The 13,003-nt window shown below is 53.0% G+C and carries 13 protein-coding genes; 1 reads left to right on the top strand and 12 read right to left on the bottom strand.

Features of this window, described 5'->3' with window-relative positions; genetic code table 11:
• Positions 1-64 precede the first annotated feature (64 nt).
• The 6 genes from lon to OM794_RS11635 all read right to left on the bottom strand — a co-directional run bounded on the left by lon (position 65) and on the right by OM794_RS11635 (position 7,221).
• The gene (lon, locus tag OM794_RS11610; RefSeq protein WP_226251214.1) at positions 65-2,476 is read right to left on the bottom strand and encodes an endopeptidase La; all 2,412 of its coding nucleotides are present in this window, start codon (positions 2,474-2,476) and stop codon (positions 65-67) included.
• A gap of 226 nt (positions 2,477-2,702) precedes the next feature.
• A complete protein-coding gene (gene clpX, locus OM794_RS11615) occupies positions 2,703-3,983 on the bottom strand; it encodes an ATP-dependent Clp protease ATP-binding subunit ClpX (RefSeq protein WP_088700268.1) in 1,281 nt (426 codons plus the stop codon).
• Between the two features lie 74 nt (positions 3,984-4,057).
• Positions 4,058-4,675, bottom strand: coding sequence for an ATP-dependent Clp endopeptidase proteolytic subunit ClpP (gene clpP, locus OM794_RS11620; protein WP_113270706.1), 618 nt, complete (start codon positions 4,673-4,675; stop codon positions 4,058-4,060).
• A 68-nt stretch (positions 4,676-4,743) separates the two neighbouring features.
• Positions 4,744-6,096 carry a trigger factor gene (gene tig, locus OM794_RS11625; protein ID WP_088700270.1) on the bottom strand — a complete coding sequence of 451 codons (1,353 nt, stop codon included), beginning with the start codon at positions 6,094-6,096 and terminating at the stop codon, positions 4,744-4,746.
• 279 nt (positions 6,097-6,375) lie between these two features.
• Positions 6,376-6,753 (bottom strand): hypothetical protein, encoded by a 378-nt coding sequence (locus OM794_RS11630; protein WP_226251213.1) that lies wholly within the window; start codon positions 6,751-6,753, stop codon positions 6,376-6,378.
• Between the two features lie 3 nt (positions 6,754-6,756).
• On the bottom strand, positions 6,757-7,221 hold the full coding sequence (locus OM794_RS11635) for a flavodoxin (RefSeq protein WP_226251212.1): 465 nt from the start codon (positions 7,219-7,221) through the stop codon (positions 6,757-6,759).
• A gap of 142 nt (positions 7,222-7,363) precedes the next feature.
• Between OM794_RS11635 and OM794_RS11640 the strand changes: the two genes are divergently transcribed.
• Entirely contained in the window at positions 7,364-7,570 is a 207-nt protein-coding gene (locus OM794_RS11640) for a DUF2788 domain-containing protein (protein ID WP_133732896.1), read from the top strand.
• Positions 7,571-7,757: 187 nt separating this feature from the next.
• Here the strand turns inward: OM794_RS11640 and OM794_RS11645 are convergent, their stop codons facing one another.
• From OM794_RS11645 to infC, 6 genes are all read right to left on the bottom strand, one after another.
• Positions 7,758-8,057 carry an integration host factor subunit alpha gene (locus OM794_RS11645; protein ID WP_226251211.1) on the bottom strand — a complete coding sequence of 100 codons (300 nt, stop codon included), beginning with the start codon at positions 8,055-8,057 and terminating at the stop codon, positions 7,758-7,760.
• A gap of 129 nt (positions 8,058-8,186) precedes the next feature.
• Positions 8,187-10,568, bottom strand: coding sequence for a phenylalanine--tRNA ligase subunit beta (pheT, locus tag OM794_RS11650; protein ID WP_226251210.1), 2,382 nt, complete (start codon positions 10,566-10,568; stop codon positions 8,187-8,189).
• A 26-nt stretch (positions 10,569-10,594) separates the two neighbouring features.
• Positions 10,595-11,614: a phenylalanine--tRNA ligase subunit alpha gene (pheS, locus tag OM794_RS11655; protein ID WP_226251209.1), complete on the bottom strand. Its 1,020-nt coding sequence runs from the start codon at positions 11,612-11,614 to the stop codon at positions 10,595-10,597.
• Between the two features lie 159 nt (positions 11,615-11,773).
• Positions 11,774-12,127, bottom strand: a complete 354-nt coding sequence (gene rplT / locus OM794_RS11660; RefSeq protein ID WP_007114344.1) for a 50S ribosomal protein L20 — start codon at positions 12,125-12,127, stop codon at positions 11,774-11,776.
• A 64-nt stretch (positions 12,128-12,191) separates the two neighbouring features.
• Entirely contained in the window at positions 12,192-12,386 is a 195-nt protein-coding gene (gene rpmI / locus OM794_RS11665) for a 50S ribosomal protein L35 (protein ID WP_009724291.1), read from the bottom strand.
• 82 nt (positions 12,387-12,468) lie between these two features.
• Positions 12,469-12,960 carry a translation initiation factor IF-3 gene (gene infC, locus OM794_RS11670; protein ID WP_009287797.1) on the bottom strand — a complete coding sequence of 164 codons (492 nt, stop codon included), beginning with the start codon at positions 12,958-12,960 and terminating at the stop codon, positions 12,469-12,471.
• Positions 12,961-13,003 lie beyond the last annotated feature (43 nt).

Raw genomic sequence — 13,003 nt, forward strand, 5'->3', positions numbered from 1 at the left:
ACCCGCCATACAAGCAGCGGGTTTATACTAAGTATAATTAAAGACCGGAAAGGACTTTAACTGCTTAATGAGTACTAGCTACGACGTTATTACTAAACGATGCTTCGGTACTTTGCAATGGCGCACCGTCCTCTACCTTATCAGCTAGTGCTACGGCTAAGACATCATCTATCCAGCGTACCGGACGAATATCCAATGCACCTTTGATATTGTCAGGTACTTCCTTGAGATCACGGCGGTTTTCTTCAGGAATTAGCACTGTCTTTATACCACCGCGGCGGGCTGCCAGCAATTTCTCCTTCAACCCACCGATCGGCAATACTTCACCACGTAGATTGACTTCACCGGTCATAGCTACGTCACAACGCACAGCTCGCTGGGTATAAGCGGAAACAATTGCCGTCACCATGGCGATACCCGCGCTGGGCCCATCTTTCGGCGTTGCGCCTTCGGGAACGTGAATATGCAGATCCTCTTTTTCGAACCGCTCGGGATCAATACCGTACGCTTCGGCTCTGGCACGCACCACCGTATGGGCTGCACTTACCGACTCTTTCATCACATCGCCCAGTGAACCGGTCTTGTTAATTCGCCCTTTACCCGGCGTCACCACGGACTCTATGTTGAGTAGCTCGCCACCCACCGATGTCCATGCAAGGCCTGTCACTCGGCCGATCTGGTCGTCTTGTTCCGCCAAGCCGTAACTGTAGCGACGTACGCCCGCGTAATGCTCGATTTGCTCTGCCGTTAAGCTCTGACCCGCTTGCTTCGCTTTCGGGTCACGCTCTGCCTCAAGCCGTTCACGCAGTACCTTACGCGACACCTTGGCAATCTGCCGCTCTAACTCACGCACACCTGCTTCTCGCGTGTAATAACGAATAAGCTCTAAAAGTGCGCTATCTTCCAGCGTTAACTCATCGCCTTTCAATCCGTTGGCAGCTAATTGTTTGGGCAATAAGTAGCGCTTAGCGATCGCCAGCTTCTCGTCTTCGGTGTAACCCGGTAGACGAATGATCTCCATGCGATCAAGCAGTGCACTGGGAATATTCATCGAGTTAGCGGTACAGATGAACAGCGTTTCGGAGAGATCGTAGTCGAGCTCCAGATAGTGATCGCTAAAGCTGTTGTTCTGCTCAGGATCGAGCACTTCGAGCAGCGCTGAAGCAGGGTCACCACGGTGATCCATACCTAGCTTGTCGACCTCATCCAATAGGAACAGGGGGTTTTTAACCCCGGCCCGGCTCATGCGCTGCATCAACTTACCCGGCAACGAGCCAATATAGGTGCGCCGATGGCCGCGAATTTCCGACTCATCGCGGACACCACCTAGCGCTAAACGCACATATTTGCGGTTAGTCGCGCGGGCAATGGACTGGCCAAGCGAGGTCTTACCTACCCCAGGCGGCCCAACGAGGCATAGCACAGGGCCTTTCATCTTGCGTACGCGCTTCTGTACGGCAAGATATTCCAGGATGCGCGCTTTAACCTCTTCCAGCCCGTAGTGATCCTCATCCAGCACCTGCTGCGCCTTGACGAGATCATGTTTTACCCGGGTACGTTTTTTCCATGGAACCGCGATTAACCAATCCAGATAAGAGCGCACCACGGTGGCTTCGGCGGAGTTCGAGGCCATCATTTTGAGCTTATTGAGCTCTTGGGTGGCTTTCTCAGACGCCTCCTTCGGCATACCGGACTCTTGGATCGCCAGCTCGTACTTCTCGGCCTCGTTGGGCACATTATCCAGCTCACCCATCTCTTTCTGGATGGCTTTCATCTGCTCGTTGAGGTAGTACTCGCGCTGGGTTTTCTCCATCTGCTCTTTGACTCGAGAGCGGATGCGCTTCTCTACTTGTAGCAGGTCGATTTCAGACTCGATCAGCGCCATCAGGTGCTCAATACGATCACGCACCCGATCCATCTCAAGCAGCTCTTGCTTGTCGCCAATTTTAAGCGACAGGTGGGCACAAATAGTGTCCACCAAGCGGCTTGGATCCTCTATCCCCGACAGTGAATTAAGCACTTCGTTGGGGACTTTCTTGGAAAGCTTAACGTACTGCTCGAACTGATTGAGCAACACGCGAACCAGCGCTTCCTGCTCACGGCTGGTCAGCGGCTCACTCTCACGGGGCGTTAAGTGCGCCTGGGTGTAGCCTGCAGCATTCTCTTCGACACTCAGTACATCCGCTCGAAAATTACCCTCAATGAGCACTTTGACCGTGCCATCGGGCAACTTAAGCAGTTGCATGATATCGGCCACGGTGCCCATCGCGTAAAGATCCGCGTTGTCAGGCTCATCTTGAGACGCTTCACGCTGAGCCACCAGTAGCACACGCTTATCAGCCTCCATCGCCGCTTCGAGCGCCTGGATAGACTTTTCACGACCTACAAAGAGAGGGATAACCATTTGCGGATAAACAACCACATCGCGCAATGGCAAAAGGGGTAGACATTGTGTCTGTTCGGCGTTCTGCTGCATCGCAGACGTTCCTCGACAAATCGGATGAGTACTTAAAAGAGTACTTGGAAAAGTACTGCACACTTTTCAACATGCTATCGTTTAAGGCGTTAGCACTGAAATAGGCTAGGCAGTAACACTTCACGAATTAGGCTTTCTAGCGCTCTATAACAGCAAGGGGTCGCCTAGGCGACCCCTTGGTATAGCGCAAGCGGGTTGAAGCTGGGCCGCGATACTCGACTAACCACTAACCATCAGTGCCGTCGACACGCGCTTCTTCCTGCTGAGAGTAGATCAACAGCGGCTCGCTCTCACCGGCGATCACCGAAGCATCGATGACGACTTTGCTGACGCCTTCAAGCGACGGAATTTCATACATGGTATCCAGCAACACTGACTCTAAAATAGAGCGCAGTCCACGAGCACCTGTCTTCCGCTCCATGGCTTTTTCAGCCACAGCACGTAACGCTTCATCTCTAAATTCAAGCGTTACATCTTCCATTTCAAACAATTTAGCGTACTGCTTGACCAGCGAGTTCTTGGGCTCTGTCAGGATCTGCACCAGGGCATCTTCAGTGAGCTCCATTAGCGTTGCGATGATCGGCAAACGCCCCACGAACTCTGGAATCAAACCAAATTTAACCAGATCATCAGGCTCGACATCAGCCAGCAACTCACCCACCCCGCGGGAGGACTCCTTGCTTTTCACCGCTGCATTGAAACCGATGCCACCCTTCTCAGCGCGGTCACGGATAACTTTATCCAGCCCCGCAAAAGCACCGCCGACGATAAACAGGATATTACCCGTGTTAACCTGGACAAATTCCTGCTGGGGGTGTTTGCGTCCACCTTGAGGCGGCACAGAAGCCGTCGTACCTTCAATTAGCTTCAGCAATGCCTGCTGAACGCCTTCACCCGACACATCGCGAGTGATCGAAGGGTTATCCGATTTGCGTGAAATCTTGTCGATTTCATCGATATAAACAATGCCGCGCTCAGCTTTCTCGACGTCGTAATCGCATTTCTGCAACAGCTTTTGGATGATGTTTTCGACATCTTCACCGACATAGCCGGCTTCCGTCAGCGTGGTTGCATCCGCAATGGTAAAAGGTACATTCAGTAGCCGAGCCATGGTTTCCGCAAGCAGCGTTTTACCGCTACCGGTGGGGCCAATCAGCAGAATGTTTGATTTACCTAGCTCTACATCGCCGTCACGCACGTCGGTTTTCAGACGCTTGTAGTGGTTATACACCGCTACAGAAAGCACCATTTTGGCGCGATCCTGTCCGATGACGTAATCATCAAGCGTATGACGTATTTCACGAGGCGTAGGTAAACGCTCCTCATCGCTCTCGGCATCGGCTTCGAGAACTTCCTCGCGAATGATGTCATTACACAAGTCGACACACTCATCGCAGATATAGACGGATGGGCCCGCAATCAGCTTACGCACTTCGTTTTGATTTTTACCGCAAAACGAGCAGTAGAGCAGTTTGCCACCTTCGTCCTTGCCTTTGCCGTCGGCCATTCGTATACCTCTATCACTGCGGCGGCTTTCGCCGCCGGAAAAGCTCGTTAGAAAAGCAGAATCCTATCACGCTATCAGGATGTAGGCCGCTTATCCAGCACTGCATCAATCAAACCATACTCTTTGGCTTTATTGGCGCTCATGAAATTATCCCGATCAGTATCTCGCGAGACAGTTTCAATATCCTGCCCTGTGTGATGGGCAAGGATTTGGTTCAGTTTTTCGCGAATACCGAGAATTTCACGGGTATGAATTTCAATGTCAGACGCTTGGCCTTGGTAACCACCCAGCGGCTGGTGAATCATTACACGGGAGTTGGGTAGGCAGTAACGCTTGCCAGCAGCACCCGCTGTTAATAGCAGTGCCCCCATACTGGCCGCCTGGCCAATACATACCGTAGAGACATCTGGCTTCACAAACTGCATAGTGTCGTAAATCGACATACCCGCGGTAACAGAGCCACCTGGCGAGTTGATATACAGGTGAATATCTTTATCAGGATTTTCTGATTCCAGAAATAGCAGCTGGGCGACAACCAGATTAGCCATGTAGTCTTCTACAGGGCCTACCAAAAAGATCACGCGCTCTTTTAACAGGCGTGAGTAAATGTCGTAGGCTCTTTCCCCTTTGGCGCTCTGCTCAACCACCATGGGTACTAGACCGCCGGCGTTTTGAATATCAAACTCACTCATTCAGGTGATTCCTTGCGTCCGGGAAGGGAAAGGCGCACCGACATACAGGTGCGCCACGCTCCAGGGTGTTAGGCGCTCGCTTGCTCGCCCTCTTCGGCACCCTCATCTTGCTCTGCCTGCTGTTGCGCAGCGGCAAGGGCTTGTTGGTAAGACATTTCAACGTCTTTAATGTTCGTTTGCTCAAGCAGCTTAGCCACCGCTTTCTCTTCGAGAATGGCAGATTTAACCTGGGTTTTCAGCTCTTCATTACCCATGTAGTAGCTAACCACTTCATCAGGATCCTGGTACTGCTCAGCCAGCTCAGTCACTTTGGCTTTGATAGCCTCATCGTCAGCATCAAGCTCGTTAGCCTTGATCACTTCAGCCAACAGCAAACCGACCTGAACGCGGCCTTTGGCCTGCTCTTCGAACAGTTCATTGGGGAGCTGACTGACATCAAAATCTTCGCCCAGGCCAAATTGCTGAGCCGCCTGACGCTTCATGCCATCTGTCTCTTGCTGAACCAGCGCACTGGGCACAGGAATCTCGTTAACCTTTTTCAGCGCATCAAGTACTTGCTGCTTAACCCGGTTATCGACAGCTTGCGACGCTTCACGGGTCATGTTCTTCTTGATTTCAGCGCGGAATTTCTCCTGATCGCCACCTTCGACGCCAAAACGCTCGATAAACTCAGCGTCAACTTCAGGCAGTTTCTGACTGCTGACCTTGTGCACGGTTACCTTGAAGGTGGCTTCTTTACCGGCCAAATGCTCGGCCTGGTAATCCTCAGGGAAAGTGACGTTTAGGGTCTTCTCTTCACCGGCTTTGGCGCCAATCAGCTGTGCCTCAAAACCAGGGATAAAGCTATTGGAACCAATGACCAATGTGTGGCCTTCGGCGCTACCGCCTTCAAACGGCTCATCACCGATGTAACCCTGGAAGTCGATAGTGACTTGATCACCGTCAGCGGCCGCAGCGTCCACTTCTTCCCAGGCAGCATTTTGCTTACGCAGCGTATCGATCATCTCATCGACATCCGCATCGCTAACCGCAACCACCGGGCGCTCAATCTCAGTACCTTCGATAGAGGTCAGCTCAACCTGCGGGTAGACTTCCATAACCGCAACGAACTCTAGATCTTTGCCCGACTCATTGACCGATGGTTCAATTTTCGGGAAGCCAGCCGGGTTCAAGCCCTCTTCGGTAATAGCGCGCACATAACGCTCACGCATTACTTCGCTGACCACCTCATTACGAACGTCTTGGCCGTAGCGCTGCTGAACTACTGCCATTGGCACCCGGCCCTGGCGAAAACCATTCAAGCGAACGTTCTTCGCGGTATCTTTCAAGCGAGCACTAACGGCCCCGTCAATTTCGGCAGCCGGCACTTGAATGGTAATGCGGCGTTCGATCTGGGAGGTCGTCTCGACAGAAACTTGCATGAATTGTCCTCTAACGGCTGGGCGTTGTGTTGATTGCATGTAATTGTGCTGATCGCATCTAAAAAGATCAAAAGGGTAATTTTAAGAACCCTAACGCATAGTGGCAAGCGCCATGCTCGCAACATGGGGGCATGTCATTTTAAAAACAAGGGAATATGCGAGCAATTAACCGCTTTATGGGGTGTATGGGTTAATTTTCAGCCCCACGCTGCGTCTTTTTTACCATTCTACTGCTTTGTACGCTTTGCAGCGACTTTTTCAGTCGCTGCAGAAAAAACGTTAGCCAGCTTGGCGCTCACCTGACCACCATAGGCTTAACGCATGCAGCAGCACCCCAAGAGTGGCGCCATGGGAGAGCAACACCTGCCAGCTAATCCACTGCGTAAATAGCGCATGCCAGCCCCCCATCACGATCATTCCCAGCAGCAGCATCATGACTAGCCGTTTGCACAACTGCGGCAGACGGCGACGCGCCTCAACGGCCAGTAGGCGCCACTGCACAACGGTCGCCAATGAGACCACTACCAAGGCGAAGAGAATCAGCGTCTGGCGGGTTTCATGTCCGCCCGCCATGTAGCGAGGCAGGGTTGCCAGCATAACGATGCATAAGCCCAGCGCGACGCTAATGCGCTCAGGCGAGATAGGCGCCCGCTGCATCGCTTAGGCCACCTCTAGCTGTTGGGTAACAATCCACTCTTCCACCCAGGGAATGGCAGCGTCGTCGGCCATAAACGTCTCCATGGCGTCAACTTCCAGGCGCTCACCTAACCGAATCGCACCATGATCCGCCAGCAACTCATCAAGCGCCCGGCCTGCGCCACAAAATGTATCGCCATAGGAGCTATCACCCAGTGCAATGAGACCGTAGCGGAGCGAGGTAAGGGTTGGGCTTTTATCGCGTAGATTACGTACAAAGGGGACAAAATTACCGGGAAAATCCCCACTGCCCGTAGTCGACACGCAAAACAGTGCCAGTGCGGCGGCATCGCTGGCTATGTCCTCAACAGATGGCTGGTCAATAATCTCCACCGCATAACCGGCCTGCTCAAAAAGGGGCTTCACCTGCTCTGCCACATCCAGGGCACCGCCATACATGGTACCCACTAAAATATTCAGCTTCGGCATCGTCCCTCCCCTGTCAAAGTGTCACAGTGCCAACCGTCAAGTCGACAAATACCCGATGAATTTGCTCAAATATTAACATGGCTGGTTAGAATGAGACACATCACTCGCACGGGTGACTTACACGCAGCACACAGGAGTGGCTATGCAGCAAACCTTCGAAACCTGGATCACCCCGTTAATGATTGGCGGCCTCATCATATTCATGTGCTTTATCATCTGGGATCTGGCCAAAAAATCGAACGCAGGCAAATTCGGCACCATCATGCTGTTTGTTGTATTGGGTGCAGGCATGCTGGGATATGTCATCAAAGTCGTCATTACCTGGCTGATTGAAAGCGGTGGCATTTAAGAGACATCTTGAAACCAGCCCCACAAGCCTCTCTGATCAAAAAAAGAAAAGGAGCGCCAGAAGGCACTCCTTTTAATAGCCATAAGCTTTTAGCAGACATAAGTCTCAGCAGGCATCACAAAACTGCACTCCATGCGCGTAGCCAAGCTGCCTGGGAATAGATGCCCCAATAGTCCCAAAAAAAAAGCTACTCACCACCTGTATAGTGCTCAACCTGCTGTTTGAGCTTCTGGCCCGGGCGAAACGTCACGACTCGCCGAGCAGAAATGGGGATTTCCTCACCGGTTTTAGGATTACGTCCTGGTCGCTCGCGCTTATCACGCAGATCAAAGTTTCCAAAACCCGACAGTTTCACCTGCTCGTTCTCACGTAGACAAGCTCGAATCTCTTCAAAAAAAGCTTCGACCATGGCCTTCGCTTCTCGCTTGGACAGGGCTAGCTCAGCATGCAAATGTTCAGCCAGCTCTGCTTTGGTCAACGCACCCATAAGGCTTCTCCTTATCCTTGCAGCAAACATAGCAACAAACGCTCTGTATCAAATACACAGTAGCAAACGCATTGCCAAGAGCGTGATAAGCATCGTGGCGTGGCCCAGGTACTAATTCTAGCTACTTATTTAGCCGCGCAGCTCCGCATCCAGCTTGACACGCACTTGTGTCACAATCGAATCAACCAACTGATTGATTTCTTCGTCGTTTAGCGTGCGCGATGGATGCTGCCAGGTCAAGCCCAATGCGATACTCTTGTGTCCTTCAGCTACGCCTTTACCCGCATAGACATCGAACAGTTTGATATCTTGTAGATACTCCCCCGCTTGCTGCTTGGCACAATCCAGCAACGCCTGCACAGGAGTAGCCTCTTTGAGTATAAACGCCAAATCTCGGCGCACCTCAGGAAAACGCGATAGTGGTTCAAAGGCAGGTACTCGGCCTTGGCTAAGCGCATCCAGCCGCACTTCAAACAGCACTGCATCCATCTTTAAACCCAGCTTAGCACGCACTTGCGGGTGCAACGTGCCGATCCAGCCAGCAGGCTCACCGCGGTACATCAATTGGGCGCTTTGCCCAGGATGGAGCGCGGAGTGCTCAGCAGGCTCAAAGCGCCATGCGTCAGCGTTCCCTCCCAGGGCGAGGAGGCTCTCCAGATCACCTTTCAGGTCATAGAAATCTACCCGATCTTTCGCATCACTCCAGCCCTCGGCCTCACGGGTTCCACATACCAGAGCGCCGAGCATAGGCACTTGCGACAACGCATCCAACTCGCCGTTAAAGACCAACCCGGTTTCAAACAACCGCACACGCGTTTGCTGACGGTTGAGGTTATGCTCCATGGCACGCACCAAGCCGGGGAACAGGCTGGCACGCATCACCGACAGATCAGCCGAAATAGGGTTAGCTAGCGCAGGGCTTACCGCATCAGGCAGCATTGTCGCTTGCAGCTCAGGCGCCACGAAGCTATAGGTAATGGCCTCCTGAAAATCGCGCGCCACCATCTGGCGGCGCAGCCGCGCCTGAGTGAGCGTTGCTTCATCCGAAGAGCGCAGCGCCAAGCGGGCTGCAGGGCGACGCACCGGCAAATTATTGTAACCATGAATACGCGCCACTTCTTCGATCAGGTCTTCTTCGATGGCCAAGTCAAAACGCCAACTGGGCGCAATCACCGCCCATCCAGCATCCTGTACACTGACCTCCAGCCCTAGCCGCTGTAGGATATCGGTCACATCGTCACTGGCGAGAGCCTTGGAAAGCGCCTTTTCTAAACGCTCACTGCGCAACAGAATCGCGCGCTCTGCGGGCATATGTTCAGCACTTTGTGCCTCAACAACAGGCCCGGCTTGGCCGCCGCAAACCTCAATCAAAAGCTGTGTGGCCCGCTCAACGGCAACGGGCGTCAGCAGTGGATCGACGCCGCGTTCAAAACGGTGCGATGCATCCGTATGCAGTCCGTAGGAGCGGGCTTGGCCAGCAATGGCAAGCGGGGTAAAGAACGCTGATTCAAGGAAAATAGTCTGGGTATGTTCATTAACGCCAGAGTTTTCACCTCCCATCACCCCTGCCATAGCTAGCGGGCCGGAATGATCGGCAATGATCAGCGTTTCAGGACGCAGCGCCACTTCATTACCATCAAGCAGCGTTAGCTTCTCGCCTGGCTTGGCCATGCGAACCACTATGCCTTCTTGCAGGTTGTCACTATCAAAGGCGTGCATTGGCTGGCCCAATTCCAGCATCACGTAATTGGTAATATCCACCACAGGGTCAATTGAGCGCACGCCGCTGCGGCGAAGACGCTCGACCATCCACAGCGGTGTTTCAGCCTTAACATTAACGCCTTTGATTACGCGGCCAATATAGCGAGGGCACTGTTCGGGCGCCTCAATGCTCACCGTGAAACTATCCTCAATTTCGGCGGCCACCGGGGCTATTGCCGGCTCGTTCACCGGCAATCGATTAAGCACACCCACTTCACGAGACAGACCCTTAATACTCAGGCAGTCCCCTCGATTGGGCGTCAGATCGACCTCAATCGTCATGTCATTAAGATGCATGAACTCTCTGAAATCAACGCCCACCGGTGCTGAAGCCGACAGCACCAGAATGCCCGGCGATGTCTCTTCTTCAAGCCCCAGCTCCGACGCCGAACAGATCATTCCGCGAGACTCAACGCCGCGTAGCTTGGCTTTTTTGATCTTGAAGTCACCCGGCAGCACGCCATCTACCTGGGCAAACGGAATTTTTTGGCCAACATCAACATTGGGCGCCCCACAGACAACCTGCACCGGTTCGCCACTACCGTCATCAACGGTACAGACATTGAGTTTGTCCGCGTCAGGGTGCTTCTCTTTACTCAGCACCTCAGCCACCACTACACCGCTGAATGCGGCGGCTACCGCTTCAACAGCGTCGACTTCCAAGCCCGCCATGGTGATTTGGTCGGCCATTGCCTGCGTATCAAGCTGCGGCGACACCCACTCACGCAGCCACTGTTCTGAAAATTTCATCTTTGATCCTGTGTTCGGCGGCGGTCTTAAGCGAATTGACGTAAAAAACGCAGATCGTTTTCAAAGAACAGGCGTAGGTCATTCACGCCGTAGCGTAGCATTGCCAAACGCTCAGCCCCCATGCCGAAGGCAAAACCGGTATAGCGTTCGGCATCAATGCCCGAGTGGCGGAACACCTCGGGATGCACCATCCCACACCCCATCACTTCCAACCAACCACTATGAGAACAAACGCGACAGCCTGTCCCGCTACACATCACGCACTGAATATCCACTTCGGCGGAGGGCTCAGTGAATGGGAAGTAAGAGGGGCGGAAACGCACCGAAAGATCGTCGCGCTCAAAAAACGCCTGCAGAAAGTCTTCGATGGTACCTTTAAGGTCAGCAAAGCTAACCCCCTCATCGACCAACAGCCCTTCAACCTGATGGAACATCGGCGTATGGGTCAGATCAGAGTCACTGCGATAGACACGCCCTGGGCAGACGATACGGATGGGCGGCTCGCTACTCTTCATGGTGCGCACTTGCACCGGCGAAGTGTGAGTACGCAGCAAGCGTGTGGCATCAAAATAGAAAGTATCCGCCATGCCACGCGCGGGATGGTGCGCGGGAATATTGAGGGCTTCAAAATTGTGATAATCGTCTTCAATTTCAGGCCCTACCGCCACGTCATAACCAATACGTGTAAACAGCCCCTCTATACGCTCGAGGGTACGCGTTACGGGATGCAATCCACCACTGGCCTGGCCACGCCCTGGCAAAGTAACATCGATACTTTCAGCGGCCAAACGGGCATTCAGCGCGGCACTCTCAAGTTGCTCGCGCTTAGCATCAATTTCGTCGGCCAGCGTTTGCTTGGCCTGGTTAATACGCTCGCCCGCCGCCGGGCGCTCTTCGGCTGAGAGTTTCCCCAGGCCCTTCAGCAAGGCGGTGACCTCACCTTTCTTACCTAAGTAGCGTACTCGTAACTCGTCTAGTGCGGCGACACTCTGCGCAGCCTGAATGGCGTCGCGCGCCTCAGATACCAGAGTAGGAAGGTGATCCATCCGTTTCACTCCGAATTAAGCGGTGTCCATCGGTAAAGATGGCGTGGCAAGTTGAAGGTGACAAAAAAACAGGGGAAGAGCGGCTGCTCTTCCCCTGGATGGGTCACTCTGAAATGACCTCAGGCACGTAACACGGGCAAAAGCCCCATGCATACTACCTTATTGGGCAGCCTTGGCTTTTTCCACGATGGCGGCAAATGCAGCCTTCTCGTGTACTGCCAAATCGGCCAATACTTTACGGTCGATTTCGATACCGGCTTTCTTAAGGCCACCTACGAAGCGGCTGTAAGACATACCGTTGACGCGTGCACCGGCGTTAATACGCTGGATCCAAAGCGCGCGGAACTGCCGCTTACGGTTGCGACGGTCACGGTAAGCGTACTGACCGGCTTTAATAACGGCTTGCTTGGCAACGCGGAAAACGCGTGAACGGGCACCGTAGTAACCTTTGGCAAGCTTCAATACTTTTTTATGGCGACGACGCGCTACTACGCCACGTTTAACTCGAGTCATAACACACTCCTGACTTTAAGGCTGAGGCAAAAAATTTGTGCACTCAGAAAAACGAAATCCCGACTTACAGATTCGGCAGCATACGCTGGATAAGCGCTTTGTCAGACGCGTGGATCTGCTTCATTCCACGCAGTTGACGCTTACGCTTTGTCGACTTCTTGGTCAAGATGTGGCTACGGAAAGACTGCTTGTGCTTAAAGCCATTAGCCGTCTTCTTGAAGCGCTTGGCAGCGCCGCTGTTGCTTTTGATTTTCGGCATGAGGAAAACTCCGCTCGATATTTTTTAGAAAACCCAGGGCCGACCACCGGTATAACGGTAGCCCGTTGACATCGCCGTTGGATCACTTCTTCTTCGGGGCAATAATCATGATCATTTGGCGGCCTTCCATTTTCGGAAAAGCCTCTACCACTCCGATCTCTTCCAGGTCTGCCGCGATCCTTTCCATCAGCTTGCGGCCGATATCCTGGTGCGCCATTTCACGACCACGGAAGCGCAGTGTGACTTTGCCCTTGTCACCACCTTCCAGAAAGCGCGTCAGGTTTTTAAGCTTAACCTGATAATCGCCTTCATCGGTGCCAGGACGGAATTTAACTTCCTTAACCTGGATTTGCTTCTGCTTCTTCTTTTGAGCCGCTTTCTGCTTCTTGGTCTCAAAAACGAACTTGCCGTAATCCATAATCTTACAGACGATGGGGTCGGCATTCGAAATTTGTACGAGATCTAAGCTTTCAGATTCAGCACGCTCTAGGGCTTCGGTAGTGGGCACAACACCCAACTGCTCACCGTCGCTACCAATTAGACGCACTTCTTCTTCGACAATTCGCTCGTTCATTGGTGGGCGTTTGTCTGCTGGACGCCCGCGCTGGTTGCTTCTC

The sequence above is a fragment of the Halomonas sp. BDJS001 genome, assembly GCF_026104355.1.
Lineage (GTDB): Bacteria > Pseudomonadota > Gammaproteobacteria > Pseudomonadales > Halomonadaceae > Vreelandella.